The organism is Pseudomonas sp. GW101-3H06, assembly GCF_059424605.1.
On the sequence record NZ_JBWKZO010000001.1, the window covers coordinates 2,609,801 to 2,636,246 of the forward strand.

Sequence of the window (26,446 nt, forward strand, 5' to 3'; positions counted from 1 at the left end):
TTTCGCGAGCAGGTTTGCTCCCACATTTGAATGAAGGTGATTTATGAGCAACGTTGAAATCCTGCCGCAGGTGGCTGCATTCCTAGACCGCCGTCATGGCTGCTTTATTGATGGTCAGTGGGTGTTGGCCGAAGGCGAGCGCATTGCGGTGGTCAACCCGGCCACCGGGCAAACCCTGTGTGAGACCCTAGATGCGCCGCTGGAGATCGTCGAGCGCGCCGTACAGTCGTCGCACAAGGCCTTCAAGTCCGGCGTGTGGTCGGCGCTGCGTCCGGCGGATCGCGAGCGCATCCTGCTCAACTTTACCCGTCTGGTGGAAGAACACGCCGAAGAGCTGGCGCAACTGGAAACCCTGAGCCAGGGCAAGTCGATCAACATGGCCCGGGCGCTGGATCTGAACGCCACCGTGGAGTTCATGCGCTACATGTCCGGCTGGGCGACCAAGATCGAAGGGCAGACCTTCGATGTGTCGATCCCGCTGCCACCGGGTGCCAAGTTCACCGCATTCACCAAGCGTGAACCGGTCGGCGTGGTGGTCGGCATCGTGCCGTGGAACTTCCCGCTGCTGATTGCCGCCTGGAAGCTGATGCCGGCGCTGGCCACCGGATGCACGGTGATCATCAAACCGGCGATGGAAACCCCGCTGACCGCCATGCGCCTGGCTGAACTGGCGCTGGAAGCGGGTATTCCGGCGGGCGTGTTCAACGTGGTCACCGGTGGCGGTGCTTCGGTCGGTGGCGTGCTGACTTCGCATCCGCTGGTGAGCAAAGTGTCTTTCACCGGTTCCACCGCCGTGGGCAAAAGCGTCGGCGTGGCGTGCATGGAAAACATGACGCGCTTCTCCCTGGAGCTGGGCGGCAAGAACCCAATGATCGTGCTCGCCGATGCCGACATCGAAAAGGCTGTGCAAGGCGCAATTCTCGGCGGCCTGCTGAACAACGGTCAGGTGTGTGCCGCGGCGTCACGTTTCTACGTGCATCGCTCGATCCACGACCAGTTCGTCGAAGCCCTGGCGGCAGCGGTATCGGCCATGCCGATTGGCGCCGGCATGAACTGTGACGCGGCGATCAACCCGCTGGTGTCGCGCAAGCAGCAACAGAGCGTGCTCAAGCACATCGAACTGGCTCGTCGTGAAGGCGCTCGGGTGGTATCGGGCGGTGAACTGCTGGAAGGCGAAGGCTTCTTTGTCCAGCCGACCATCCTGGCCGATATCGACCACAGCATGGCCGTGGCCCGGGAAGAAGTGTTCGGTCCGGTGCTGGGGGTGATGCCGTTCGACGATGAAGACGCGGTTATCGCCCTGGCCAACGACAACCGCTATGGCCTGGCCGCGAGCCTGTGGACCAACGACCTGGGCAAGGCGATGAACCTGGTGCCGCGCATCGAAGCCGGCACGGTGTGGGTCAACGCCCACGTGTTGCTCGACCCGGCGATGCCGTTCGGTGGTGTCAAGCAATCGGGCATGGGGCGTGAGTTCGGGCGTGCGGTGATTGAGGCTTATACCGAGCTGAAGTCGGTGTGTATCGCGCATTGACGGATGAGTTACTTGGGGCGTGGTCAGTATCACGCCCCAGGACGAGACGGTGTACATATCCGTTGTTGCGGTAACGGCGGCTTATGGTTTCGCCCTTACGGCGAGTCACTTGGAAAAGCCCCAAGTAACCAAGGGCTCTTGCCCCTGTCGTTCGGTGCCTCGCCCAGGCTCGGCATGCCCTCGCTCCGGTCCTGCTCCGTGGGCCCGCCGCGATCGGCCATCCTTGGCCGTGCGCGGCTAAACCGGCATCCATGCCGGTTTGCCCACTGCGCAGAACCTCCTCTCGGCCTCTCGATGGGGCAAGAAAATCAAAAGCGTCGCGAGGCGGCCTAGTAGCCGACCTGACTTTGGCTGGTGCCCCGTTTCCCTGTGGGAGCTGGTTTGCCAGCGATGGATGCCCAGACACCGCGATCATCCAGACAGCACGCGTTATCGTTAAAGTCCATCGCAGGCAAGCCAGCTCCCACAGGGAATGAGTGCACCCGCAACAGTCAGGTCGGCTACTAGGCCGCCTCGCTTGGCTTTTGATCTAGGCGCCCCGTTAAACCACGCTGGCCGAACGCAGGCGTTGCTCCGTGGGTAAACCGGCAGGACGCCGGTTTAGCCGCTCTGGGCCAGGGACGGCCCATAGCGGCGACCCACGGAGCAATGCCGGAGTGAGGGCATGCCGAGCCTGGGCGAGGCACCGAGTGGTGGGGCAAGAGCGCTTGGTTACTTGGCGCTTTTCCAAGTAACCCGCCGTAAGGGCGGAACCAATAGTCGCCATGACCGAAGAAACGGATATTCACACCAACCAACCCCCCCAAAAAAAATCACGCCACCGGCGGCGGTTTCGCCAGTTCTATCCCGGCCGCCCCCAACCGCTTGAGAATTTCAAACAGCAGCTCACTCTTGATCGCCCCGACATTGCGCGGGCTGCTGACGTAACCGGTGATGGTGAGGGTGATGCCTTCGGGTTTGAGCTGGCTGAAGCGCACGAACGGTGCCGGTTTGTCGAGGATGGATTCGTGCTCGGTGTAGGTGTCGTACAGCAGGTTGCGCACTTGCTCCGGGTCGATGTCCAGCGGGAACATCAGTTCCAGTATCGCCACCCCTTGGGCGTTGCCGCCGAGGGTGACGTTGCGCAGGTTCTGCGAAATCAGCTGCGAGTTGGGCACGATGACGATCGAGCGGTCGGCCAGCTGGATTTCGGTGGCTCGCACGTTGATCCGGCGGATGTCGCCTTCGACGCCGCTGATGCTGATCAGGTCGCCGACTTTCACCGGGCGTTCGGTCAGCAGGATCAGGCCCGAGACAAAGTTTTTGACGATCTCCTGCAGGCCGAAGCCGATCCCCACGGACAAGGCGCTGACGATCCACGCCAGGTTGGTCCATTGGACGCCCAGCGATGACAGGGCGAACAAGATGACCAGCGCATAGCCGATGTTGGAGAACAGTGTGCTGAGGGACGCACACATGCCGGGGTCCATTTCCGTTTTGGGCAGGAATTCGTTGTCCAGCCAGCGGCGTAACGCGCGGATCAGGTAAATGCCGATGAACAGGGCGAGTACGCCGTGCAATAAGTTGGCAGGGACGATGTTGAGTTTTCGCAGGCCGTCACCACCGAGAATGGCCAATGTGTTGGTGGCCAGTTGTCCAAGCGTCGATCCAACCCCGCCCACGATCAACGTGATAAAACCGATCAGTAAGAGCGCGGCTCGGCCGGCGCCGGACAAGATGATGGAAATCTGTTCCAGGCGTGCATCGCCGATGCCCAACAGCTGTTTAAGCGCCTTGCCGGTGGAATGCCGGGGCGAAAACAGGTATTCGCACCCGTCCTTTAGCAGTTGGATCAGTAAGTAGAAGCCGGAAAAGATGATGAACAGCCAGACCAGTTCATAAGTGATGAAGCGCGACATAGAGATGTAGCCGACCAGCAGGGCCAGCAGGGAAATCACCACCGCAATGCTGGCGAAGGCATAAATGACCCCGGCCAGTGTCGTGCCCGCTTCGGGGGCCTCACCCGTCGTGACCAGGGCCCGGCGAATTTTGCTGACGCGCAAGAGCAGCGCACCGATCATGACTGAAACGACCAGTGCGACGAACCCCCTGACCGAGATCACGACCGGGGTACTCATGCCGGTGACATTAGTGATTTGCGCCATCGCGACCAGTACCAGCAGGACCCAGGCCAGGCGAATGGGGAAGGGCTTGATCGCCAGTGCCACCGGGTCGGCAATGGCCGGCAGTCGCCACGAAGGATGTTTGGTGGACAGCAGGGCGCGGCTCAGGCCGGTGATCAGCACGCAGGTGTAAACAATTTTCTCGAAATCCTGGGAAAACCCGGCCAGTTGTGGCGTCAACGGCAGTTCGCGGGTCAGGGCATAGAACAGCAGTTGCAAGGCAAGCCACGCCGCCAACACCGTGGCGAATACCGACGCCAGCGCGAGGGCACTGCGCCGCAGTCGGCCTTCAGGCATGCGATGAATGCACAGCCAGGTCAGCCCTCGATCGGTCAGCCGGTGACCGACAAACCAAAGCGCGAGGGCCAGCATGAGCAATAGGCTCGTGTAGAAGCGCTGGCCCGGTTGCCAGGCGGCGTCGAGGGTCGCGCCAATCTGTTGCAGGAAGGCGCTCAGGCGTTGACGGTCCTGCGCGGGTGGATTGAACAACGGAGCCCAGAACCAGGGATTGAGGATGCTGTGGGTCTGCTGGGTCACTTCGGTTTCCAACAGGCTGCGGCGAATGACAGCGATTTGGGCCAGCAACTCGGTGGCACTGGTTTTGAGCGTTTCCAGGGTTCTGAGCTTGTTATCGACCTGACCCTTTTGTTCGGTGAGGGCGGCTCTTTGACGGGTGATGTCGGACTTCTCGAGTTCGGCGTCGCCTAGCGGTGCCGGTCCCAATACCCCCAGCTGCGATTGCAGTTGAGCCTGCACGGGCAGCAGCAGCGCCGACAGCCGGGTGATCTCCTGGATCAGGGCCTGGACCAGATCCTGCGGGGCTTCCAGCTGGCTGTAATTATTGGCCTGGGAAACCTGCTGTTTGAGGCTATTGAGCCGAATTTGCAGTCCCTGCAGATCGCTGTCGGGAACGCTGACCGATGCAGTCGTTGCGCTGGCGTCAGGGGCATCCGGCGCCGCCGACAGCATTGCGCCGCTCGGCCCGAACAGCGAGAGAGCCAGAACAATCATCCACTTCAATGCATTGCGCATAGGCATGCCCGACAGGTTGTTAGTCACCCAGCCTATGAGGTTAGGTCATGACTCGCGTCTGTGAGGGATTATTGGTCGGATGTGCTGGATCAAGACCCAAAAAATCCCTGCGACGCGCACCTGCAGGAGTAAGACTTGCGTTGATCATTCACCCTGTCGTCGTGCCGGGAAAAACAGCTCGAAGCAGGTCACGCCATCGGCACTGCTGACGCTGCACGCGCCGTTATGCAACTGCATGATCGTTGCCACGATCGACAGCCCCAGGCCATTGGATTGCGCCGAGCGTTCGCGGGATTGGTCGACGCGGTAGAAGCGTTCGAACAGCCTGGGCAGGTGTTCGGCGGGGATGGTCTGGCCGTGGTTACGAACCTGCACACGGATGCCGTCGGCGGACGGCGTGGCGAGGATTTGCAGTTCGGAATCCGGCGCACCGTACTTGATCGCGTTGGCACACAGGTTGGCCATGGCGCGGCGCAGCAGCATCGGTTCGGCCCAGATCCGCCCGCTGCCCCGGGCATCAATGCGGATGCCGACGTCCGCCGCGAGCCCTTCGAAATAGTCGGCCATGCGCTCCATTTCCTCGGCGGCGTCCAGCTCCTGGCGTTGGCGCAGGGCGCTGGCCGGGTCGGTGCGGGCCAGGAACAGCATGTTATCGAGCATCCGCGCCAGGCGTTCCAGCTCCTCGACATTGGAGGCGAGCAGCTGTTGATAGGCCTCGATACTACGGTTCTGCTGCAAGGCGACCTGGGTTTCGCCGAGCAGGTTGTTGATCGGCGTGCGCAGTTCATGGGCCATGTCGGTCGACACCTGGCCCAGTTGCACGAAGCCTTTGCCAAGGCGATCGAGCATGGCGTTGAACGCCTCGATCATCGGCAACAACTCCCGGGGTGCATCCTGGCTGTCGAGACGTTCGTTGAGGTTGCCGACACCGATGCCCTGGGCATGCCGGGCCAGATGCCGCACGGGCAGCAGGCCGCGATTGACCAGCACATAGCCGGACAACGCCAGCAGAGTCGCCGCCACACTGGCGAACAGATAAACGTTGAACCGGTAGCTGGCGAGTACGGCCGTGCGCTCGGTCATCAGGCGCCCGGTGACCACTTGCAAGCTGCCCTGATCACCTGAATCAATGGTCGCCGCCAAGGCCGAAAACGGTACACCGTTTACGGCGGGCAAATGATGTACGTCGCCGAGGGTCAGAGGGTGGTTCAGGGGCATCGGTGACAACGCGGGCATGCTCAGGTTGCCCGGATTGACCACCAGCAACGGCGGTTGCCCGGGGGTGCCGATGGTCAGCAGCGCTTCGCGGTTGCCGAGCATGTTCTGGAACAACGCCGGTTTGGTGCGGATCAACTCCAGGGTGTTACTGTCGTTGAGGAAGGTGCGCAGTTGATCGATGCGCGTTACCAGGGCCGCGTCGTCACGACGGATCAGCTCGCGCTCCAGATCGCGGTACAGCGCCACGCCGAGCGCCGTCAGCGAGACAAATGCCAGGAACGCAAACACCAGCGCCAGGCGTAGCGTCAGGGAGTAGCGAAAAGCAGACAAGCCTTTCATGGCTGGGTGTCGAAACGGTAGCCGATACCGCGCACGCTGTGGATCAGCTTGAGCTGGAACGGGTCGTCGATTTTCAGCCGCAGGCGGCGTACCGCGACATCTACCACGTTGGTGTCGCTGTCGAAATTCATGTCCCAGACCCGTGACGCGATCATCGATCGCGACAAGACTTCACCCTGATGGCTGGCGAACAGGTGCAGGAGGGCGAATTCCTTGTTGGTCAGGGTAATACGCGTCCCGGCACGGGTAACGCGGCGCTTGAGCACATCGATTTGCAGGTCTTCGATCTGCAGCTGTTCTTCCTCCCGGGTCGGGCCACGGCGGGTCAATGTGCGCAGGCGCGCCACCAGTTCGGCAAAGGAAAACGGCTTGATCAGGTAATCGTCGGCGCCCAGCTCCAGCCCCTTGATGCGGTCGGCGATGTCGTCGCGGGCCGTGAGGAACAGCACCGGAGTGTCGACTTCCTTGCGCAGGCGGCGCATCACTTCCCAGCCATCCATTTTCGGCATCATCACGTCCAGCACGATCACATCGAAATCGTGTTCCAGGGCCAGGTGCAAACCGTCGACACCGTCACGCGCCAGGCTCACGGTATAGCCGAGCTCCTGCAGGCCGTTGAGCAGGTAATTGCCGGCCTTGGGTTCATCTTCGACGACGAGAATGTTCATGGGGATCTGCCTGGTTGGGGGTCAGCAATATTCAGGTCCGCGCAGGCGGGCTACAGCGGCATGCCGGTGCCGCCAGTGTAGCCCCGATCCTGCGCCGGTACGCCCGGATGACGATCAATGATCATTGGTGCAACCGCTGCCCTGGACCAGGTAGTCCAGTTCATGCTGACGACCCTGGTGATCGAGGTAGTTCAGTTGGGCGGGAACGATACCGCATTGTTGTGAAATGTCGGTTTGGCCCACGACCTTGGCCACGTCGAGGTGGACGAAAGCCGCGTCTTTGTCATGGATGACGGGAGCTTGGGTATCGGCAAAGGCCGAGCCGGTAGCGAGGAGGGCGGCGAATCCGAGGATCAATAGTTTCATGATGGCGTTCTCTCTTCAGTGTGTAGGGGCTGTCGGCGGTGCCTGACAGTGAATTCAGGTTAACCAGGGGATCCGGACAGCCGTCCAACAACTCGATGACAAAGTTGTAATGAAAGGGTTGAGGGTTACGGCTGGCGACCGGCGGCAGCGAGGATCAGGTCGGCGATTTCCTTGGAGTGGGACACTAGTGACAAATGACTCGACGGCAACTCGATGGTGGTCGCGCCCATGCGTTTGGCGAGGAAGCGTTCCAGGTCCGGGTTGATGGTCTGGTCGAGGCTTGAGACCGCATACCACGACGGCTTGGTGTGCCAGGCGGCGGCCGTGGTGCGGTCGGTGAACAGGGTCTTGGCGATCGGTTGTTGCACAGCGAACAGTTGCATGGCTTTGTCGTGGGGCACGTCGCTGGCGAAGTATTTGAGGAAGGCGTCTTGCTTGAGGCTGACAAAACCATCGTGTTCTTCGGTGCCGGCGCGCACGGGCATGGTCGGATATTTGGCTGAGAGAGCGACGAAGTCTTCTCCGGCATCCGGTGCGCGCGCGGCGACGTACACCAGCGAACTGACCTTCGGATCGACCCCGGCTTCACTGACCACCGTGCCGGCGTAGGAGTGACCGACCAGCACAGTCGGGCCGTCCTGCTGATCAAGAATCCGTTTGGTGGCGGCCACATCATCGGTCACCGAAGTCAGCGGATTCTGCACGGCGGTGACGTGCAGGCCGGCGGCTTGCAAACGGGCGATCACGTCCGCCCAACTGGAGCCGTCGGCCCAGGAACCGTGCACCAGCACGACGTTGTTGGCCTTGACCGGTTCGGTCGTGGTGGCGGCCATGGCGGAACCGGTGCCGAGCATGAACAGGCTGGCAGCGATCAGGCAGAGTTTGCTCAATGGTTTCATGGTGTGGACCCTTGTCATCATCAGTGGGAGGCGTGTCACCCGGGTGGGTGACTGACGACCTCACTGTAGGACGCGAGGGGGGTGGCTACGCTGACAACTCAATGACAAGTTGGTAATGAAGCTTGGTTGTGCTCGCTCCCACCGGGGATCGCGGACAACCTGTATCGAGATGTATGCGCCCAATAAAAAAAGAACCCCCGGACAGACCTGATCTCCCCGGGGGTTCCTGTATCAACCAGCTCAAGGCCGTTGATCAATAGCGCTGATATTTCGAACCGAACTCAGGGCGGTTTTCCGCGACGTAGAGTTTCGCTTTCTGGTCGTCCTGACGGTCGACGCCAACCGTATTCACATTCAGGGTGGCCGGCTGGCTGACAGTGGCTGCTGCTACGACCGCCTGAGTGGCATGTGGCGCGGCGATGGCAGAAGTGGTGCCAAGAACCGAAAGGGCGAAACCAAGACCGATGATGCTTTTCATGATGTTGCTCCAGAGCGTGGGGAGAAGATGTGGCCACTGTAGTGCTGGAGCGTTGCGATGAGAAAACACCAATACGCATAGTTGTTATCGAGAACAGTGATCCTTTTTGTCAGCGGGGCGTACTGTCGCTGAGCCAGCGCTGTTTGATCTGTTCCAGGCGACCATCGCGATTCATCTCATCCAGCGCCTTTTGCCAGCGCTCGACCTGATGCACATCGGTCTGCAGGGAAAATGCGATGTAGCTGCCTTGCTGCATCAGCGGCATCTGATAGTGCAACTGGCTGGGTGCCAACCCTTCTTCGCGGGCCATGGTAGCGATGGACAGTGTATCGGCCACCACGAAGTCGGTTCGGCCCATGCGCGCCAGGCGCATCATTTGTTCGGGCGAGGCGACGCCATACAAATTGGTCAGGCCTTGCTTCTGCAAATAGCTGTACACCAACCATTTGCGCGGCACGACAATCCGCCCCAGGCTGCCGGCTTCCAGCAAACTGTGCACCGGTGGTCGGGCGCTGTCGGCGGAGTACAGCGCGGTTTCCACTTCCAGCAATGGCCCGACCCATTGGTACCGGTCATCGCGCTCGGCAGTGCGCAGTACAGTAAAGACCCCGGTGGCCGGTTCAGTAATGGCCACGTGCAAGGCACGCAGCAACGGCCGTTGCTGCAGGTTCACGTGATCGCCGGTACGCTCGGACAAGGCCTGTACCACATCCACACCGAATCCCACCAATTGGCCGTCTTGCTCGAAGTGCAGGGGGGGATGGTTGTCAGTGAGCAGGGTCAGATCGGCCGCGAGTGTACTGAGCGTCAGGCAACCCAACAGGCAACCGGCAAAGCGCTTCATGAATCGTCCTTGATGTAATGAAGCGCAAATCTTAGTACGGGCACAGTGCCACTGTCCGGCCTATCTCCGGGGCTTTTGTGTCAGAGATGAGGATTTATGGGGATGGCGGGTGATCATGTCGTCGCGAAAAACTAATGTGGGAGCGGGCTTGCTCGCGAAGACGGCGTGTCAGGCGACATCATTGTCGACTGGAAGACCGTTTTCGCGAGCAAGCCCGCTCCCACATTTTTGATTTCGTTGAGCTTTGGATCGCGATCAGTAGCGCTGATATTTCGAACCGAATTCGGCACGGTTCTCAGCAACGATCACGCCGCCGCGCACGGCGTTGCCCGGAATCGAGGCAACGCGCTCACGCAGTTCCTGCAAGCGATCGGCGCCACCTTCGGCAACACGATTCTGGATCAGGCGATCGGAACCACCTTCGGCAACACGGTTCTGGATCAGGCGATCGGATCCGCCTTCAGCGACCCGTTCACGCAACTCTTGCAACCGATCGGCACCGCCTTCAGCCACGCGATTGTGTTGCAAGCGGTCCGAGCCGCCTTCGGCCACCAAGACCTTGACGGTGCTTTGTGAGGTGACATTCGAGGTGTTGGCCGATGCCAGGTTCGACAGGCCAAGACCGCCCACCAGTGCCAGGCCGAGTGCCAGGGACGAAACTTTCGAGAAGTTGAACATGGTTGATTCTCCGTGCGCTTAATAAGTGAGTGGTCAGTAGCTCGTGCTAGCTGGTGGTCACAGTTAAACGCCGGGGTGTATCGCTGATGTGTGCTTGAACAGCGCGAAATCGGTTTTTGCGTATCCGGGAGGGGTTCATATACAGATGGATACAAACCCCTGGAAAAATGTTGATTCCTGCGTTTCGAGCATGTCTACGCTTCGAGCATTTCCACCGGGTAGGAGAACACATAGCCTTCACTGCGCACGGTCTTGATGTAGGTCGCCTCCCGTGAGTCATCCTTCAACCGTTGACGCAGGCGACTCACCAACAAGTCGATGGAACGGTCGAACAGGTCGGCGTCGCGGCCCTGGGTCAGGTTCAGTAACTGGTCGCGGCTCAATACCCGTTGCGGGTGATCGAGGAACACCCGCAACAGTCGGTATTCGGCGCCACTGAGGGCAACCAGCGTGCCGTCTTCATCGAGCAGGTGGCGAGCGGTGGTGTCCAGGCGCCAGCGGCCGAAGGCCAGCATGCGGCCGCTTTCGGTGACCAACAGGTTGGGCGGCAGCATGCGGGTGCGGCGCAGCACGGCGTTGATCCGCGCCAGCAGTTCACGGGCGGCGAAGGGCTTGGTCAGATAGTCGTCGGCGCCCATTTCCAGGCCCAGGATGCGGTCGGTTTCGTCGTTGCGCGCGGTGAGCATCAGGATTGGCGTGGCTTTGTGTTTGCCTGAACGCAATTCGCGGCACAGCACCAGGCCGTCGTCGCCGGGCAACATGATGTCGAGCACGATCAGGTCTACCTGATTGGCTTCCAGAAAGCTGCGCATTTGCCGGCCGTCGGCAACCACCGTGGTGCGCAGGCCGTTTTTCTTCAGGTAGTTGCCGACCAGTTCGCGAATTTCGCGATCGTCGTCGACGATCAGAATGTGGTTGACGTGGTCCATCGGTCGATCCCTTGTATTCGTTGTTGTGCACCCTGTGTAGGAGCGAGCTTGCTCGCGATGGGTTTGAAGGCGACGCGTTTAATCAGGAAACACGCGTGATCGTTCACGTCCATCGCGAGCGAGCTCGCTCCTACAGAAAAGCAATCAGGCAACCACTCGATAACACGGCACATACGCCGCGCCACCGGGCAGTTTCATCCGGTGCTGGGCAACGAAGGCCTTGAGCAGTTGGTCCAGCGGCTGCATCACTGCCGCATCGCCACGGATCTGGTAAGGCCCGTGTTTTTCGATCAGGCGGATGCCTTTGTCCTTGACGTTGCCGGCGACGATGCCGGAGAACGCGCGGCGCAGGTTGGCAGCCAGTTCGTGAGGGGGCAGGTCGCGGCTCAGTTTCAGGTTGGCCATGTTTTCGTGGGTCGGGTCGAACGGGCGCTGGAAGCCTTCGTCGATTTTCAGCAGCCAGTTGAAATGGAACGCGTCATTGCGTTCGCGGCGGAACTGTTTGACCGCCTTGAGGCCCAGGGTCATCTGCCGGGCGACTTCCGCCGGATCGTCGATGATGATCTGGTAATGCTTCTTGGCCTCTTCACCCAGGGTGGCGCCGACGAACGCGTCGAGTTGCTCCAGATAGGGTGCGGCGTGCTTAGGACCGGTGAGGATAACCGGGAAGGGCAGGCCTTCGTTGCCCGGGTGCATCAGGATGCCCAGCAGGTACAGGAATTCTTCGGCCGTACCGGCGCCCCCCGGGAAGATAATGATGCCGTGGCCGACGCGCACGAAGGCTTCCAGGCGTTTTTCGATGTCCGGCAGGATCACCAGTTCGTTGACGATCGGGTTCGGCGCCTCGGCAGCGATGATCCCGGGTTCAGTCAGGCCCAGGTATCGGCCACCGTGGATGCGCTGCTTGGCGTGGGCGATGGTGGCGCCTTTCATCGGGCCTTTCATCACGCCGGGGCCACATCCGGTGCAGACGTCGAGGCTGCGCAGGCCCAGTTCATGGCCGACTTTCTTGGTGTATTTGTATTCTTCGGTGTTGATCGAGTGACCGCCCCAGCACACCACGATCTTCGGCTCGACGCCGGGACGCAGGGTGCGGGCGTTGCGCAGCAGGTGGAACACGTAGTCGCTGATGCCTTGGGAGGTGCTCAGGTCGATGCGTTGGCTGTCGAGTTCGTTTTCGGTATAGACAATGTCGCGCAGGGCGCTGAACAGCATTTCACGGGTGCTGGCGATCATTTCGCCGTCGACGAAAGCGTCGGCCGGGGCGTTCAGCAGTTCCAGGCGTACGCCGCGGTCTTGTTGGTGAATGCGGATTTCGAAGTCCTTGTAGGCTTCGAGGATGGTCTTGGCGTTATCGACGTGGGCGCCGGTATTGAGGATGGCCAGGGCGCATTGGCGGAAGATGTCGTAGGTGCTGCCGGATCCGGCTTCGCTCAGTTGCTGGACTTCCCGTTGGGAGAGTGTCTCCAGGCTGCCTTTCGGGCTGACCGAAGCGTTGATTACTTGTCGTTGGGTCATTCAATGATCCTTAAAACGATGTCATTCCCACAGAAATAACGAATGGCATCCGAATAGTGTGTATCCATGAAAGAAGATGGCACGAACTGCGCGGTCTCGCCACGTCCCCCGTTTGACGATGAAAAGATGAAAAGGAGCCCCAGCATAGCTAAATCCCTCGCAGAGGCGATAATGCCTGCACTCTTTTTGTCCGTGATTGAAGGAAAACCGACGTAATGTTCGAAATCCAGCCGATGAACGCCGAAACCTATTGGCAACAGACGCGACGCAGCACGCTGATCATCGCGCTGATTTTCCTGGCATTGGCGATGGTATTGTCCGCCACGGCGGTGGCGTTGTTCGGTACGCCTGGCGGGGACAATCTGCGCTTCAACATCGGCGGCGTGTTTGCCGCCGTACTGGTGATGGCCGGGCTGATGCGCAAAGTGTTCTGGACTCAGGCATGGATGGCGCCGGCGGTCTACAGCTGGCAGCTCAAGCGCAGTCTGATGAGCGTCACCAACGTCATGCATCACCTCACGGCGGCGGTTGATGCGGGTGATCCGAGCGCAATGAAGCTGCTACGGTTCTATCATCTGGGTTTGAACCAAATGCATCAGCTGGACGGTAACTCCAGCGATCATGGGCAATTGATCCGGGAAATGGATCAGCACAAGGCGCGGATGCAAGCGCTGGGGATCGACACTGAACAGACGCGGCTGGACCCGGTCTGGATCGAGGCAGTGAAGCAGGCATCGCGCTAAATCGCCGGCGTCTGTCAACACGATTCAAGGAGCGAACGTCATGGGGCACCCATCAATTTACGACCGCATCGAAAAAAACCGGCCCGGCGTCGCCAGGCTCAAGGTCCGCGCGGCGGTGACGCTATTGGTTGCGGTGTGCCTGTCGATGGCGCTGATCGTCAGTTGGGAAGTCTGGAGTGCGCGGCAGTATCATCTGCAGGACAAGGAAGTGGCGATGTCCAACCTTGCGCAGACCCTGGCCTCGCAAGCTCAGGCATCGATCAAGCAGGCCGATACCTTGTTGTTCAGCCTGGTCGATCGCCTGGAAAACGACGGCATTGAAGAAGGCCGGCTCAATCGCCTGCAACGCTTGCTCAGTGCCCAGCGCAGCGAGCTGAGCCAACTCCATGGCCTGTTCGTGTATGACGAAACCGGGCAGTGGATCGCCAATTCCAATGGTGCCGAGGTCGGCGCCGCCAACAATTCCGACCGCGAGTACTTCATCTACCATCGCGATCACCCGGATCGCGGTCCGCACATCGGCCCGTCAATCAAGAGCCGTTCCAGCGGCGAATGGATCATGACGGTGTCGCGACGGGTCAATCACCCCGACGGCAGTTTTGCCGGCGTGGCACTGGCGACGATCTACCTCACGCACTTCCTGCAGCTCTACGACAGCATCGACATGGGCAGTAACGGTGTGATCAACCTGATCGCCGACAATGCCTCCATCATTGTGCGTCGTCCGTTCAGCGAGGCGGACATCGGCACCAGCCTGGCCAGGAGCCCGCTGTTCACCCAGTTGCTGCCCCAGGCCGGTTCGGGCACGGCGACGATCAAGTCGATCATCGATGGCGTCGAGCGAGTGGTGGGTTATCGCCGGGTCGAGGGGTATCCATTGATTATCTTCGTTGCGTTGAACAAGGACGAAGTGCTGGCCGGCTGGCGCAAGGAGTCAATGCTCAGTGCGGTGATCGTATCGTTGTTGCTCGGGTTTCTCGGGGTACTCGGTTATCGCCTGATGAAGTTGATGAAGCAGCAGAACCGCATCCAGGTCGAGTTGCTCGGATCCCAGGACAAACTCATCGAACTCAATCGCAACCTGGAATTGCTGGCCCTGGAAGATGCGCTCACCGGATTGGCCAACCGACGCCAGTTCGATCTGTTCATTCAGGCGGAAACGGGGCGCGCCCGGCGCAACCTGACCGGTCTGGCACTGCTGATGATCGATGTCGATCATTTCAAGGCGTACAACGATCACTACGGCCATTTGGCCGGTGATCAGTGCTTGCGCAATATCGCGGCCATCATCATTGAGCACATCAAGCGCCCCGGTGACCTGGCCGCGCGTTTTGGTGGCGAAGAGTTCGCCGTGGTGCTGCCCGGCACCGACTACGTGGGAGCGTTTCTGGTAGCGGAGAAAATCCGCCGCGCGGTGCAGACGGCAGGTCTTGCGCACAGTGAAAGCCCGGAAGCCGTGATCACGGTAAGCGTCGGTGTGTGCGGCTACGATCCGGCATCACAAACCAGCACCGAGGATTTGATCGGGGCCGCCGACAAGGCGCTGTACGTGGCCAAGGCCAGCGGGCGCAATATGAGCGTCATTGCCAACTGACGACGCCCTGCCGAGCCGGTGGCGACAGGCTGCGATCTTTTAAAGCGCCCTGAACACTCGAAGATAGACCACTACGTTGATCACCAGCACCACGCTGGCCAGCCAAAGTTGAATAGCCGGAGTCAGGCCGGCCGGATAAATCACCGGCCACGCATAGTGTTCGATGAAACCGGCGCCGTAGCCGCTTTGCCCGGCGGCGTGTCGCATCAGGTTTTCCCAGCGAGTCAGAGGGCAGGGCAGGTGGAACAGTTCCACGGCCACACCCCAGGCGGCAGCGGGCAGGTGCCAGCCCATCAAGCGGCGCCATTTAAGCACCAGCAGCCCGCCGAACACGACAAACAGAATGAATGAAAGGTGAAACAGCACCAAGCCATCGGCGGCGATTCGGTAGAGCATGTCGACTCCCGCAGGCGTCAGGTGAAGGGGTCCATGGTACTCGAAGCAAGCGGGCCTCCGATGAGTGGCAAGATGCGCAAGATTGTTCAAGCCATTGGCCGCGACTGCTGGCACAGTCTGAGGTCTTTTCCCTGGTTGTAGAGCGTTATGTCCAATTCAGATTTGCCGCGCACAGCGTTCCTGCGCGGTGCTGCGGCGATCATGCCGCTGTCCCTGGCAACTGCGCCCTGGGGCTTGCTGGCCGGTTCCATGGCGATCGAAGCCAATCTGACACCCCTGCAAGGCCAGGGTCTGTCGAGCATCGTGTTTGCCGGCGCCGCGCAACTGGTGGCCATCGGCATGCTCAAGGGCGGGGCCGGGATCTTTTCGATCCTGTTGACCACCTTGTTGCTGACGTCCCAGCATTTGCTCTATGGAATGAGCATGCGTTCGGTGATCTCGCCATTGCCGGGGCGCTGGCGGGTGGGCCTGGGCTTTCTGCTCACCGATGAATTGTTCGCCCTGACCAGCCAGCACGACAAACAACAGTTCGACCGCTGGTATGCCCTGGGCGTGGGTCTGACGTTCTACATTGCCTGGAACCTCTTCACCCTGGCCGGGATCGTGCTCGGCAGCAGCATTCCGGGGCTTGAGCACCTGGGGCTGGACTTCTCCATCGCCGCCACCTTCATCGCCCTGATCACCCCGGTCGTACGCGACGTGCCGACCGTGGTCTGCGTCGCGGTGGCGCTGTTCTGCTCGGTGCTGTTCAGCTATTGGCAATGGGGCTCGGCGCTGGTGCTGTCGGGGTTGGCGGGGATGACCGCCGGGTTTGTCTGCAACAAGTTCTGGAGCGCGCGCACATGATGGTCTGGGCGGTGATTATCGGCATGGGCGTGTTGGTGTTCCTCAACCGCTATGTCTTTCTGGAGCCGCGACTGCCGGTGCGCCTGAGCAGCAATGCCCGGCAGTTCCTCGGTTTCGCCGTGCCGGGCATGCTGACCGCAATCTGCGGGCCGATTGTGTTCATGCCCGAGAAACAGCTGAATCTGCAATGGGATAACCCCTACCTGATCAGCTCGCTGGTGGCCGTCGGCCTGGTGCTGTACACCCGCAATACCCTGCTCAGCATGTTGTTGAGCATGGGGTTTTTCTTTTTGCTGCGTTGGTGGCTGTAAACCGGGGCGTGGGAAATTGTTCTACGCTTAAAGTTGATGAACGATCCCTTCAGGAAGAGAGGTGAACATGGCCAATGAACACAAGCGTCCGGATCCCGAAGAAGTAGAGGATGAACCCTCGGAAGAAGAGATTGAGCAGCAGGAGCATGAGGAAAAGACGTGGAAGCATGACCGCAGCAGAGAGCTGTCGGAGCGTGATATCGAAATCCCGTTGAAACCCTGAACCGGTCACAAACCGAATGTGGGAGCGGGCTTGCTCGCGAAGGCAGTGTGTCAGTCGACACATGAATTGACTGATATACCACCTTCGCGAGCAAGCCCGCTCCCACAAGTGTTCAAATATCTTCCAGCGACAGAAAGTCGGGATGAGTGGCCCGATAGCCCAGCGTCCTGTCGATCCAGGCATTCAACTCGTTGACCATCACCGGCGGCCTGCCTGGATAGCCTTCAAGTGTCGAACTCAGAAGGTTGTCGATATTGGGGACTGATCCTAGATTTCGGGTCTGTATGTATTGCCCGATAAAAGAGTCGAGTTGGTAGTGTTCAGTCTTTGTGAGATAGACACACGCCAGACTCACGACTTGATTATTTGTAAAATCGTCGCGCAATTGGGTTCTCTGCAAGGCTTGTTGTTTTCGGGATGTCCTTGGTTGCTGACTCTTTGGTCAGCGGGTTGTGGCACTGGGAAGGCGGCGCGAATGCTAGCCGTACTTATTGAAAATGTATGTATGACTAAAGCATTGTCGGACAAGCGGTTCATTCACAAAACGTATGGGCTTTCATAAGTGTTAATTCGTTGAAACCACCCTTGTAACAGTGCCTGGCTTTACCTTGTTACTTATGCCTGAAGTCCTGTCGAACTGACAGTTCAAATGATCTCTACAATTAATTCGGCCCCTTGGTTTCTGGCATTGTTAAGCGCTTTATCGACCCTGTACCACTCGAACACATCACTGTCTTCCCCTTGCAATAGCACCATTTGCTCGGCCCGCTCCTTGGGTGTGGCCGGGTCCAGCCATTCCAGCGCCAACTCGGGTGACAACACCACCGGTCGGCGGTCATGAATATCCACCAACCCTCCCGCGCTGTCGGCAGTGATGATGACGAAACCGTCATCGTCCCGAGGTGCTGCCGTCCCGATGGGGAACTGTCCGATCGCCGCACATAAAACCGGCCCCCGGTCGCGACGGCGGATCAACCAGGGTTGTCGTGTACCGTCTCCGGCATCGGTCCATTCGAACCAGTTGTCGATCGGGCAGATCGCGCGGTGTGGCCAGATCGCCCGGAAGAACGGACCGTGGGCGACTTTCTCGACCCGTGCATTGATCGGTGCCGCGCGATCGGTCGCCCAGTGCGGTCGCCAGCTCCAGCGCTGCAAATCGGCATGCAGGCCGTCGTCCTCCTGATGCAGCAGTGCCAGTTGCGTGGTGGGCGGGGCGTTGTAGTGGGCCAACGGCTGGTCGCCGACGTGATTGATCAACGCGTCGGGAATGCTCAGCACCGCCACGAAATCGTGGATGCCCCGGTATTGCGACAGGCGTCCGCACATGGCCGAATCCTCCTGTTGGTGCTTTCAGCATAGTCGTTTCAACACCGGGACCGCCTCAGATCACATGCGCCCGCTTCACTGGCGACCGCCCCGATCATCGACAGCTCGTTCCAGCAGGCACTGGCGAAGTAAGCGCGGGATGTTCGCAAGCGCTGGAACCAAACACTGTGTACCCTTATCCAACCTCGGCCCGCAGCAACCTGCGGGCCGAGGAAGGATGAACGGGCGAAGGAATTTTGCCGTTTGACGTGTTGACCGCAACGGTCTGGCCCAAGGCAAAACATGAAACAGTGGCTCAAGATTCTCTCGGCATGTGCCATGGCAGTCAGTCTGCTGGGCTGTATCGCCGCTCCCATCGAAATGACGACGCAGACCGAACAACGTTTGCAAACCCAACCACCGATCCGCTTCCTGCTGACCTACGATGACGGCCCCAGTGCATCGAGTTTCTGGAACCCTACCGAAACCGTGCTCGACAGTCTGGCGCGTAATCCCCTGCAAGCGGACATCAAGGCCGTGTTCTTCGTGCAGACCCGTGCGTCGCGGGCCGGCGGCAGCGAGATCGGGCGCGCACTCATGCACCGCGAGCGTGATGCCGGGCACATTCTCGGCTTCCACACCGCGACGCCTTCGCACACCAATCATCGTTCCCTCGATCCACAGGAACTCGAACAGGCACTCACCAACGGCAGCGCCGACATTGCCGCGATCACGGGTGTGCCGCCGACCCTGCTGCGCCCGCCATTCTGGAATTACGACAAACGCACGTTCGCCGCTTATCAGCAACATGGCCTGCATGTGCTGCTGACGGACCTGAGCGCCAACGACGGCAAGATCTGGGGCTTCAACGCCAGCCCCCGGCGGCGGGCTCACTTCTTGCGCTCGATGTCTGAAGTGCGCGAGCGCATTGCCCTGGGTGAACTGCCGGTGGTCGATGGCGTGATTCCGGTGGTGGTGACCTTCCACGACCTCAACCGCTACACCGCCCGGCATACCCGCGAGTACCTGCAGATCCTGCTCGACAGTGCCCGGGCGACGGGAGTCAAGGTTGCACAACAGCCGTTTTACGACGACACCGCCGCGCTGCAACGGGCGGCGATCGCGCGTACCGTGCGCGACGGTTCACAACCGGTGCAACTACCGGGATTCTGGAACTGGATCTGGAAGAAGAATTCCCAGTGAAAAAGTACTTGAAATGAGAACCGGATAACGCTTTTTCCTGGCGCAGAAATGGCAAAGCGCGGCTATTCTCATTGGGTTCCAATCCGTCCGAGGGATCGGCCATGCTTCCCATCTCAGTCTTGTGCAACATAGTGGAGTCCGGATTTACCCCTTTGTCCTGCGAATGCACGGAAAGCGCTGGCTTGCTGCGCATTGAAGTTTACGACCCTGTCAGTGGCCGGGTTGAACTGCTGATCAGTGGCGTATCGACCGAGCAGCTGACCAGTGTGCGGGCTATCTCCGACCTGATCGGTGAATTGCGCACCGAAATAAGCGCGGGGCGCCGGGCGTTTGCCGGGTAAATCTCCAATCGCCAAAGAAAGTCGGATATTGGAAGGGAATCCTTGTGGGAGCGAACATCGCTACAGATGACTCCATGCCTATGGCTGTAACTCTTCAATCATCCGCAAGCAATGGTTCAACCCCGGCGAAACATCGCCCACCCGTCGGCTGAGAATGATCGGCGAGGTCGCGTTGTCTTCCAGCAGCGGTGTGAAACCGATGTCGTCGCGGTGCAGCAATTGCACCGAGGCCGGCACCAGCGTGACCCCGATCCCGGCCCCCACCAGACCGATCGCCGTTTGCAGCTCATTGGTCCATTGCGCCACATGGATGCTCACGCCATAGGATTCGAACAGGGCGATCACATGGTCTGCATAGCTGGGGCGTGGATTGCCGGGGTAGAGCACGAAGGGTTCTCTGGCCAGGTCGCGCAGGCTGATGGGCCCGGCCAGCAGAGGGTGGCCGGCGGGCAGGGCGGCGACCAGGCGATCTTCGGTCAGTACTGTCTGGACAATCGCAGGGTCGTCGATGCGGATCCGGCCGAAGCCGATATCGATGCGCCCGGCCTTGAGTGCTTGTACCTGTTGCAAGGTGGTCATTTCCGACAGCCCCAGCTCAAGCTCCAGCGGCTCGCCGCTGCGCAAGCGGCGGATCAGTTCCGGTAGCACACCGTATAGCGTTGACGGTGCGAAACCGATGCCCAGCCAGGTCTTTTCCCCCAGGCCGATGCGACGCGTGTTGTCGCAAACCTTGTTCAGTTGTTCGAGCAGGGCCGTGGAGTGTTCATGGAAAAACCGCCCGGCATCCGTCAGCTTCAGCGGCCGTCCGCGCTCGAGCAACATCACCCCCAACTCGTCCTCCAGTTGCTGGATCTGCCGGCTCAGGGGCGGCTGGGCGATATGCAGCAACTCAGCGGCGCGAGTGAAGTTGAGGGTTTGAGCCAATACCTGGAAGTAACGCAGGTGACGCAGTTCCATGAAGCCTCCCGTCGTAGATCAATTGCATACCTTTAAGGTATCAAGTCAGACCAATTCTATATTGGCGTCGGGGAAAAAGCCGTACCAGAATCGATTCCAGAACTCCAAGAACCTGATGGGTATCGAAATGCTTGCAACTGCCATTGAATCGATCGAGACGATCATCGTCGATCTGCCGACCATCCGCCCGCACAAGCTGGCGATGCACACCATGCAGAACCAGACCTTGGTGATCATTCGCGTGCGGTGCGCCGATGGCATCGAAGGTATCGGCGAATCCACCACCATCGGTGGCCTGGCTTACGGCAATGAAAGCCCTGACAGCATCAAGACCAACATTGATACGCACTTCGCGCCGCTGTTGATCGGTCAGGACAGCGGCAACGTCAACGCGGCGATGCTGCGCCTGGAACGCAGCATCCGTGGCAACACCTTCGCCAAGTCCGGTATCGAAACCGCGCTGCTCGACGCCCAGGGCAAGCGCCTTGGTGTGCCGGTCAGCGATTTGCTCGGCGGCCGCGTGCGTGATGCGCTGCCGGTGGCCTGGACCCTGGCCAGTGGCGATACCCAGAAGGACATCGCCGAAGCGGAAAAAATGCTCGAGCTGCGTCGCCACCGCATCTTCAAACTGAAAATCGGTGCCGGCGAGGTCAACCGCGACCTGGCCCACGTCATTGCCATCAAGAAAGCCCTGGGCGATCGCGCCAGCGTGCGGGTCGATGTCAATCAGGCCTGGGATGAAGCGGTGGCGCTGCGGGCCTGCCGGATTCTCGGCAGCAATGGCATCGACCTGATCGAGCAGCCGATTTCGCGTAATAACCGCGCCGGCATGGCGCGTCTGAATGCCATGAGCCCGGCGCCGATCATGGCCGACGAGTCCATCGAGTGCGTGGAAGATGCGTTCAACCTGGCCCGCGAAGGCGCGGCGTCGGTGTTCGCCCTGAAGATCGCCAAGAACGGTGGTCCGCGCGCTGTACTGCGTACTGCCGCTATCGCCGAAGCGGCCGGCATCGGCCTGTATGGCGGGACCATGCTCGAAGGCGGCATCGGCACCATGGCCTCGGCCCATGCCTTTGTGACCCTGAACAAACTGGCGTGGGACACCGAATTGTTCGGCCCGCTGTTGCTGACCGAAGACATTCTCGGCGAACCGCTGGTGTATCGCGATTTCGAGCTGCACGTGCCGAAAACGCCGGGTCTGGGCCTGAGCCTGGATGAAGAACGCCTGGCGTTTTTCCGCCGCGACAAGACTTCCACTGCCATTCATCAAGCCTGAGGAGAGCATTATGCTGTTCCACGTAAAGATGACCGTGAATTTGCCGGTCGACATGAACCCTGAACGCGCCGCGCAGCTCAAGGCCGACGAAAAAGCCCTGGCCCAGCGCCTGCAGGAACAGGGCAAGTGGCGTCACCTGTGGCGTATCGCCGGCCAGTACGCCAATTACAGCGTGTTCGATGTCGACAGCGTCCAGGAACTGCACGATTTGCTCATGCAATTGCCGCTGTATCCGTACATGGCGATCGAAGTCACCGCGATGTGTCGGCATCCTTCGTCCATTCGCGAGGATGACCGCTGAACCCAGCCTGTTCAGTTCGCCATGCCAATAATTACAAGATGAGGAACCGATAAAATGAACGTCAAGATTTCCCACACTGCCGAAGTCCAGAAATTTCTCGAAGAGGCCAGCGGCCTGTTGAACGAGGCTGGTAATCCACGCACCAAAGCCCTGGTCTACCGCATCCTGCGTGATTCGGTGAACATCATCGAAGACCTCGCCGTGACCCCGGAAGAGTTCTGGAAAGCGGTCAACTACCTCAACGTGCTGGGTGCACGCCAGGAGGCCGGGCTGGTGGTGGCCGGGCTGGGCTTGGAGCATTACCTCGACCTGCTGATGGACGCCGAGGACGAACAGGCCGGCAAATCCGGCGGTACCCCGCGCACCATCGAAGGCCCGCTGTACGTAGCCGGTGCGCCGCTGTCTCAAGGTGAAGCGCGTCTGGACGATGGCGTCGATCCGGGTGTGACCCTGTTCATGCAAGGCCGCGTGTTCAACACCGCTGGCGAACCCTTGGCCGGCGCCGTGGTGGATGTCTGGCACGCCAACACCGGCGGCACCTACTCGTATTTCGATACCACGCAATCGGAATTCAACCTGCGCCGCCGTATCGTCACCGATGCCGAAGGCCGCTACCGTTTCCGCAGCATCGTGCCATCGGGCTACGGTTGCCCGCCGGACGGTCCGACCCAGCAACTGCTCGATCAACTGGGCCGTCACGGCCAGCGCCCGGCGCACATCCACTTCTTCATTTCCGCGCCGGACCATCGTCACCTGACCACCCAGATCAACCTGGATGGTGATCAGTACCTGCACGACGATTTCGCCTACGCCACCCGCGATGAGCTGATTGCGAAAATCACCTTCAGCGATGACCAGGCGCGTGCAGCGGCGCACGGTGTCAGCGGTCGCTTTGCCGAAATCGACTTCGACTTCACCCTGCAGTCGTCGGCCCAGCCAGAAGAGCAGCAGCGCCACGAGCGGGTTCGTGCACTGGAGGACTGATTCCACGGATTGCTCGCGATGGGGTATCGGCTTCAACATTGATGTTGACTGATGCACCGCTTTCGCGAGCAAGCCCGCTCCCACATCGGACCGAGTTTCTTCAGGAGGAACGCAGTCCTATGTGGGAGCGGGCTTGCTCGCGAAGAGGCCATAAGCCTCCGCATGTCAGCCCACTGACACACCGCCACCAGTACTGTCTTAGAATGACCCGACGCACCCCATAAGAACAACGAGAGTGACCTGATGATGCAAGTGCAACTGTTGAGTCAGCGCAGCACTGTATTCGACCATGCCGACCCGTACGCGGTGTCGGGCTACGTCAATCAGCATGTCGGCAACCATTGCATCCTCATGCCCCGCGCCGGGCGGCCACTGGCCAGTCTCAACCACCGCAAATTTGCCAGCCTCGACTTGTGCCGCATCAGCTACGGCGGCAGCGTTCGTGTCACCTCGGGCGCGCTGGAGAGCATCTATCACTTGCAAGTGTTGCTGCAGGGCAATTGCCTGTGGCGCGGTCACGGGCAGGAGCACTACTTCGCCCCCGGTGAGTTACTTCTGATCAACCCCGACGACCCGGTCGACCTGACGTACTCTGACGATTGCGAGAAATTCATCCTCAAAGTCCCCACGACGCTGCTTGAGTCCGTCTGCGATGAGCAGCGGTGGCGCTATCCGGGGCAGGGCGTGCGGTTTCTGGAAAACCGGTATCAGCTCAACGAACTGGAAGGTTTCGTCGGCCTGCTGGCGATGATCTGCCAGGAAGCCGAAGCCACCGAGCAGATCCCCAGGGTGCAGGAGCACTACGCGCAGATCATCGTCAGCAAGATGCTCAGCTTGATGAAAACCAACGTCAGCCGCCTCGAGCTCGGCTCGCAGACCGCCACTTTCGAAGCGATTGCCGACTACATTGCCCGCAATCTCAAGCAGAACATCGACAGTGAAGAGCTGGCGCGCCAGGCGCATATGAGTTTGCGTTCGTTGTACGGCCTGTTCGAACGCAACGCCGATACCACCCCGAAAAACTACATCCGCCAGAAACGCCTGGAACGCATCAACGCCTGCCTGAGCGACCCGACCTGCAATGTGCGCAATGTCACAGAGGTGGCCATGGATTATGGTTTCCTGCATCTGGGGCGCTTCTCCGACAGCTATCGCAAGCAATTCGGCGAATTGCCATCCGACACCCTCAAGCGTCGGCACTGAGGCCAACACATTGCTGTCGCCTGCTCTGACGCCATCGCGAGCAGGCTCGCTCCCACATTGGATCGCCTTACCCCTGTGGGAGCGAGCCTGCTCGCGAAGAGGTCGGTACTGCCAACGTTGGTGGCGCCTGACACAGTGCCAGCTCCCTGCACAAAACGGATAAAGGTCTGCACCCCGCGGATAGTCCACCCCATCGCCCCGTCCTAGCATGAGCCTTGCCTGAACAATAACAATGGAGGCGGCGGCCATGACCCTGCGACCCGAATACCTTGAGTCCCTGCTTGAAGACGATCCAGAGCAGGGCATCTATCGCTGCAAACGCGAGATGTTCACCGACCCGCGCCTGTTCGATCTCGAGATGCAGCACATCTTCGAAGGCAACTGGCTGTATCTGGCCCACGAGAGCCAGATCCCCAACGTCAACGATTTCTACACCACCACCATGGGGCGCCAGTCGATCTTCATCGCGCGCAACAAGGACGGTGTGCTCAACGCCTTTATCAACGCCTGCAGTCATCGCGGCGCGACCCTGTGCCGGCACAAGTCCGGTAACAAGAGTTCCTACACCTGCCCGTTCCACGGCTGGACCTTCAACAACTCCGGCAAGCTGCTCAAAGTCAAAGACCCGGCCAACGCCGGCTACCCATCGAGCTTCAACTGCGAGGGCTCCCACGACCTGACCAAAGTGGCACGTTTCGAGTCTTATCGCGGCTTCCTGTTCGGCAGCCTGAACGCTGATGTGCTGCCGTTGGTCGAGCACCTGGGCGAGTCGGCGAAGATCATCGACATGATCGTCGATCAGTCTCCCGATGGCCTGGAAGTGCTGCGCGGCTCGTCCAGCTACATCTACGAAGGCAACTGGAAACTCACCGCCGAAAACGGTGCCGACGGCTACCACGTCAGCTCCGTGCACTGGAACTACGCGGCCACCCAGAACCAGCGCAAGCAACGCGAGGCCGGTGACGAAAACCCGACCATGAGCGCCGGCAGCTGGGCCAAGCAGGGTGGCGGTTTCTATTCCTTCGACAAGGGCCACATGCTGCTCTGGACCCGTTGGGCCAACCCCGAGGACCGTCCACTGTACGAGCGACGCGATGAGCTGGCTCAGGACTTTGGCAAGGCCCGCGCCGACTGGATGATCGAGAACTCGCGCAACCTGTGCCTGTACCCGAACGTGTACCTGATGGACCAGTTCAGCTCGCAGATCCGCATCGCCCGGCCGATTTCGGTCGACCGCACGGAAATCACCATCTACTGCATCGCCCCCAAAGGCGAAAGCGACCACGCGCGTTCCAGCCGCATCCGCCAGTACGAGGATTTCTTCAACGTCAGCGGCATGGCCACGCCTGACGATCTGGAAGAGTTCCGCTCCTGCCAGACCAGCTACCAGGGCAGCGTGACGACCTGGAACGATATGTCCCGTGGCGCCGAGCACTGGATCGAAGGCGCCGATGACGCGGCCAAGGAAATCGACCTGCATCCGCTGCTCAGTGGCGTGCGCACCGAAGACGAAGGCCTGTTCGTGCTGCAACACAAATACTGGCAGCAGACCATGCTCAAGGCCCTGGCCGCCGAGCAGTCGAAGTTGATCGCCGTGGAGGACGTGCAATGACCATTTCCTATGACAGCGTGCGCGACTTTCTCTACCGCGAAGCGCGTTACCTCGATGACCGGCAATGGGATGAGTGGCTGGAAATGTACGCCCCCGATGCCACGTTCTGGATGCCGTCGTGGGATGACAATGACGAGTTGACCGAAGACCCGCAGCGGGAAATCTCGCTGATCTGGTACGGCAACCGCACCGGCCTGGAAGACCGCATCTTCCGCATCAAGACCGAGCGCTCCAGCGCAAGCGTTCCGGACACCCGCACGTCCCACAACATCAGCAACATCGAGCTGCTGGAACAGGCCGACGGCTTGTGCCAGGTGCGCTTCAACTGGCACACCCTGAGCTTTCGCTACAAGACCGTCGACAGCTACTTCGGCAGCAGTTTCTACACCCTTGATGTGCGCGGTGAAAACCCGCTGATCAAAGCCAAGAAAGTGATCCTGAAGAACGATTACGTTCGCCAGGTCATCGATGTTTACCACTTGTGAG

At 60.1% G+C, this 26,446-nt stretch carries 28 protein-coding genes; 14 read left to right on the plus strand and 14 right to left on the minus strand.

Translation table 11 applies throughout. From position 1 onward, the window contains the following. The first annotated feature begins 43 nt into the window (after positions 1–43). Positions 44–1,534, plus strand: coding sequence for an aldehyde dehydrogenase family protein (locus AC07ZE_RS11965; protein WP_207264758.1), 1,491 nt, complete (start codon positions 44–46; stop codon positions 1,532–1,534). 812 nt (positions 1,535–2,346) lie between these two features. On the opposite strand, the gene AC07ZE_RS11970 is transcribed toward AC07ZE_RS11965, so the two are convergent. From AC07ZE_RS11970 to ppnN, 10 genes are all read right to left on the minus strand, one after another. After that, positions 2,347–4,728: a DUF3772 domain-containing protein gene (locus AC07ZE_RS11970; RefSeq protein WP_207264760.1), complete on the minus strand. Its 2,382-nt coding sequence runs from the start codon at positions 4,726–4,728 to the stop codon at positions 2,347–2,349. Positions 4,729–4,872: 144 nt separating this feature from the next. After that, entirely contained in the window at positions 4,873–6,285 is a 1,413-nt protein-coding gene (locus AC07ZE_RS11975) for a heavy metal sensor histidine kinase (protein WP_207264762.1), read from the minus strand. Beyond that, complete coding sequence (locus AC07ZE_RS11980) at positions 6,282–6,953, minus strand: heavy metal response regulator transcription factor (protein ID WP_207264764.1); 672 nt, start codon at positions 6,951–6,953, stop codon at positions 6,282–6,284. The genes AC07ZE_RS11975 and AC07ZE_RS11980 overlap by 4 nt, the downstream gene beginning before the upstream one ends. A 114-nt stretch (positions 6,954–7,067) precedes the next feature. Continuing rightward, positions 7,068–7,319 (minus strand): DUF2790 domain-containing protein, encoded by a 252-nt coding sequence (locus tag AC07ZE_RS11985; RefSeq protein WP_207264766.1) that lies wholly within the window; start codon positions 7,317–7,319, stop codon positions 7,068–7,070. A 125-nt stretch (positions 7,320–7,444) separates the two neighbouring features. Next, positions 7,445–8,218, minus strand: a complete 774-nt coding sequence (locus tag AC07ZE_RS11990; protein ID WP_207264770.1) for an alpha/beta hydrolase — start codon at positions 8,216–8,218, stop codon at positions 7,445–7,447. Positions 8,219–8,471: 253 nt separating this feature from the next. Next, entirely contained in the window at positions 8,472–8,696 is a 225-nt protein-coding gene (locus AC07ZE_RS11995) for a hypothetical protein (protein WP_207264772.1), read from the minus strand. Between the two features lie 109 nt (positions 8,697–8,805). After that, positions 8,806–9,540 carry a substrate-binding periplasmic protein gene (locus tag AC07ZE_RS12000; protein WP_207264775.1) on the minus strand — a complete coding sequence of 245 codons (735 nt, stop codon included), beginning with the start codon at positions 9,538–9,540 and terminating at the stop codon, positions 8,806–8,808. A 255-nt stretch (positions 9,541–9,795) separates the two neighbouring features. Continuing rightward, a complete protein-coding gene (locus tag AC07ZE_RS12005; RefSeq protein WP_207264777.1) occupies positions 9,796–10,218 on the minus strand; it encodes a hypothetical protein in 423 nt (140 codons plus the stop codon). A 194-nt stretch (positions 10,219–10,412) separates the two neighbouring features. Beyond that, positions 10,413–11,147, minus strand: coding sequence for a response regulator (locus AC07ZE_RS12010; protein ID WP_207264779.1), 735 nt, complete (start codon positions 11,145–11,147; stop codon positions 10,413–10,415). A 144-nt stretch (positions 11,148–11,291) separates the two neighbouring features. Continuing rightward, positions 11,292–12,665 (minus strand): nucleotide 5'-monophosphate nucleosidase PpnN, encoded by a 1,374-nt coding sequence (gene ppnN / locus AC07ZE_RS12015; RefSeq protein ID WP_207264781.1) that lies wholly within the window; start codon positions 12,663–12,665, stop codon positions 11,292–11,294. Between the two features lie 215 nt (positions 12,666–12,880). Between ppnN and AC07ZE_RS12020 the strand changes: the two genes are divergently transcribed. Together AC07ZE_RS12020 and AC07ZE_RS12025 are read left to right on the plus strand one after the other, a co-directional pair. Then, positions 12,881–13,408, plus strand: coding sequence for a DUF3087 family protein (locus AC07ZE_RS12020; RefSeq protein ID WP_207264783.1), 528 nt, complete (start codon positions 12,881–12,883; stop codon positions 13,406–13,408). Between the two features lie 40 nt (positions 13,409–13,448). After that, a complete protein-coding gene (locus AC07ZE_RS12025; RefSeq protein WP_207264785.1) occupies positions 13,449–15,002 on the plus strand; it encodes a sensor domain-containing diguanylate cyclase in 1,554 nt (517 codons plus the stop codon). 39 nt (positions 15,003–15,041) lie between these two features. Here the strand turns inward: AC07ZE_RS12025 and AC07ZE_RS12030 are convergent, their stop codons facing one another. Continuing rightward, positions 15,042–15,398 (minus strand): DUF2784 domain-containing protein, encoded by a 357-nt coding sequence (locus AC07ZE_RS12030; RefSeq protein WP_207264787.1) that lies wholly within the window; start codon positions 15,396–15,398, stop codon positions 15,042–15,044. A gap of 147 nt (positions 15,399–15,545) precedes the next feature. Here AC07ZE_RS12030 and AC07ZE_RS12035 point away from each other — a divergent pair, with 147 nt between their 5' ends. The 3 genes from AC07ZE_RS12035 (at position 15,546) to AC07ZE_RS12045 (ending at position 16,778) form a co-directional block, all read left to right on the plus strand. Next, positions 15,546–16,244, plus strand: a complete 699-nt coding sequence (locus AC07ZE_RS12035; protein ID WP_207264790.1) for an AzlC family ABC transporter permease — start codon at positions 15,546–15,548, stop codon at positions 16,242–16,244. After that, positions 16,244–16,555 carry an AzlD domain-containing protein gene (locus AC07ZE_RS12040; protein ID WP_162130447.1) on the plus strand — a complete coding sequence of 104 codons (312 nt, stop codon included), beginning with the start codon at positions 16,244–16,246 and terminating at the stop codon, positions 16,553–16,555. The genes AC07ZE_RS12035 and AC07ZE_RS12040 overlap by 1 nt, the downstream gene beginning before the upstream one ends. A gap of 67 nt (positions 16,556–16,622) precedes the next feature. Further along, the gene (locus AC07ZE_RS12045; RefSeq protein WP_207264792.1) at positions 16,623–16,778 is read left to right on the plus strand and encodes a hypothetical protein; all 156 of its coding nucleotides are present in this window, start codon (positions 16,623–16,625) and stop codon (positions 16,776–16,778) included. Positions 16,779–16,890: 112 nt separating this feature from the next. Here AC07ZE_RS12045 and AC07ZE_RS12050 read toward each other — a convergent pair whose 3' ends face one another. Together AC07ZE_RS12050 and AC07ZE_RS12055 are read right to left on the minus strand one after the other, a co-directional pair. Next, the gene (locus tag AC07ZE_RS12050) at positions 16,891–17,163 is read right to left on the minus strand and encodes a hypothetical protein (RefSeq protein ID WP_095193705.1); all 273 of its coding nucleotides are present in this window, start codon (positions 17,161–17,163) and stop codon (positions 16,891–16,893) included. A gap of 260 nt (positions 17,164–17,423) precedes the next feature. Continuing rightward, complete coding sequence (locus tag AC07ZE_RS12055; protein WP_207264802.1) at positions 17,424–18,104, minus strand: SOS response-associated peptidase; 681 nt, start codon at positions 18,102–18,104, stop codon at positions 17,424–17,426. Positions 18,105–18,386: 282 nt separating this feature from the next. Here AC07ZE_RS12055 and AC07ZE_RS12060 point away from each other — a divergent pair, with 282 nt between their 5' ends. Continuing rightward, on the plus strand, positions 18,387–19,286 hold the full coding sequence (locus AC07ZE_RS12060; protein ID WP_207264805.1) for a polysaccharide deacetylase family protein: 900 nt from the start codon (positions 18,387–18,389) through the stop codon (positions 19,284–19,286). Positions 19,287–19,387: 101 nt separating this feature from the next. Continuing rightward, positions 19,388–19,627, plus strand: coding sequence for a DUF1652 domain-containing protein (locus AC07ZE_RS12065; protein WP_207264807.1), 240 nt, complete (start codon positions 19,388–19,390; stop codon positions 19,625–19,627). A 78-nt stretch (positions 19,628–19,705) separates the two neighbouring features. Here the strand turns inward: AC07ZE_RS12065 and AC07ZE_RS12070 are convergent, their stop codons facing one another. Beyond that, positions 19,706–20,584, minus strand: coding sequence for a LysR family transcriptional regulator (locus AC07ZE_RS12070; protein ID WP_207264809.1), 879 nt, complete (start codon positions 20,582–20,584; stop codon positions 19,706–19,708). A gap of 127 nt (positions 20,585–20,711) precedes the next feature. Here AC07ZE_RS12070 and AC07ZE_RS12075 point away from each other — a divergent pair, with 127 nt between their 5' ends. The 6 genes from AC07ZE_RS12075 (at position 20,712) to benB (ending at position 26,445) form a co-directional block, all read left to right on the plus strand. Next, entirely contained in the window at positions 20,712–21,860 is a 1,149-nt protein-coding gene (locus AC07ZE_RS12075) for a muconate cycloisomerase family protein (protein ID WP_207264811.1), read from the plus strand. Between the two features lie 10 nt (positions 21,861–21,870). Further along, a complete protein-coding gene (gene catC, locus AC07ZE_RS12080) occupies positions 21,871–22,161 on the plus strand; it encodes a muconolactone Delta-isomerase (RefSeq protein ID WP_207264813.1) in 291 nt (96 codons plus the stop codon). Between the two features lie 54 nt (positions 22,162–22,215). Beyond that, positions 22,216–23,145 carry a catechol 1,2-dioxygenase gene (gene catA, locus AC07ZE_RS12085; RefSeq protein ID WP_207264815.1) on the plus strand — a complete coding sequence of 310 codons (930 nt, stop codon included), beginning with the start codon at positions 22,216–22,218 and terminating at the stop codon, positions 23,143–23,145. 243 nt (positions 23,146–23,388) lie between these two features. Beyond that, positions 23,389–24,348 (plus strand): AraC family transcriptional regulator, encoded by a 960-nt coding sequence (locus tag AC07ZE_RS12090; protein ID WP_310650365.1) that lies wholly within the window; start codon positions 23,389–23,391, stop codon positions 24,346–24,348. A gap of 247 nt (positions 24,349–24,595) precedes the next feature. After that, positions 24,596–25,960 (plus strand): benzoate 1,2-dioxygenase large subunit, encoded by a 1,365-nt coding sequence (gene benA, locus AC07ZE_RS12095; protein WP_207264817.1) that lies wholly within the window; start codon positions 24,596–24,598, stop codon positions 25,958–25,960. Continuing rightward, positions 25,957–26,445: a benzoate 1,2-dioxygenase small subunit gene (benB, locus tag AC07ZE_RS12100; protein ID WP_207264819.1), complete on the plus strand. Its 489-nt coding sequence runs from the start codon at positions 25,957–25,959 to the stop codon at positions 26,443–26,445. The genes benA and benB overlap by 4 nt, the downstream gene beginning before the upstream one ends. Position 26,446: the final 1 nt, after the last annotated feature.